Raw genomic sequence first — 1,029 nt, forward strand, 5'->3', positions numbered from 1 at the left:
TGCCACCCGTCGCCGCCGAGCCGGCCACCTCGCCGGCCGTTGAAGCTGCCACGCCTGCGCCGCAGGTTGCAACCACGGTGACGAACCCGGCTCCGTCACCGTCCGGTTCCAGCTCGACCATCGCGCCCGCCGGCAGCCTCGACGCGTCGGAACGCGTCGTCAACGTGCCGCGGTCGGAAGCGGCCGCCGCACCGACGGCCAGGCCCACCCCGGTGCCGAAACCACCGCCGGAAACCGACACGGTCATCGCCGCCGTGAACGTGCTGCCTGCCGAACAGCAACCGCGTCCGCCGAAGGCTCAGGAAACCGTGCAGGTGCGTTTCAACGTGCGGCCATGGGGCGACGTGTACGTGAACGGCGCGCGGCGCGGCGCGAGCCCGCCGCTGCGCTCGGTATCGCTGACACCGGGCGTCTACGTGATCGAGATCCGCAACGGCTCGCTGCCGCCGTTGCACCGCACCGTGGCGATCGACTTCGGCAGCAAACCGGTCAACATCGACTATGCATTCGAATGACGTCAGCCAGGCGGCGCTGGCCGCCGCATTGTCCACGGTGCCGCCCGGCATGCCGGCGACGCCGCGCGCAGACCTGATCGGCCAGTTGCTCGCGGTTGTCGCGCCCGATACGCCGTGCGGCGCGAACCTCGAATACGACACCGAGTTCCTGCAGTTGCAGGAGCGCGCGACGCCGCGCGCCGAGCAGCAGTACGGCGACACCGTGATCCCGGCCGAAGCGCCCGACTGGCGCGCGGTCGAGCGGCTCGCGCTGGCGCTGTCCGCGCGAACGAAGGACCTGCGCGTCATTGCCTGTCTTGCGCGAAGCTGGACCGAGCAACACGGCATTCCCGGCTATGCGGATGCGCTCACGCTCGTCGCGAACCTGCTCGAGCGCCGCTGGGACGACCTGCATCCGCGGCTCGACGCGGACGGCGAACACGACCCGACACCGCGGATGAACGCGCTCGCCGAGGTAGCCGGCGCGCACGACTGCGCACGCGCGGCACGCCGCCAGCCGCTGTTCGACGGCGGG

Annotated in this window: 1 protein-coding gene and 1 pseudogene; both read left to right on the forward strand. The window is 71.4% G+C overall.

Features of this window, described 5'->3' with window-relative positions:
* Window positions 1–515, forward strand: a pseudogene (locus G3O06_RS48380) (serine/threonine protein kinase); the annotation flags it as partial.
* A 49-nt stretch (window positions 516–564) separates the two neighbouring features.
* Window positions 565–1,029: type VI secretion system protein TssA (gene tssA, locus G3O06_RS48385; RefSeq protein ID WP_205820475.1), on the forward strand; the 465-nt coding region annotated here is incomplete at its 3' end.

The sequence above is a fragment of the Burkholderia sp. Ac-20345 genome (genome assembly GCF_017104825.1).
GTDB lineage: Bacteria > Pseudomonadota > Gammaproteobacteria > Burkholderiales > Burkholderiaceae > Burkholderia > Burkholderia lata_B.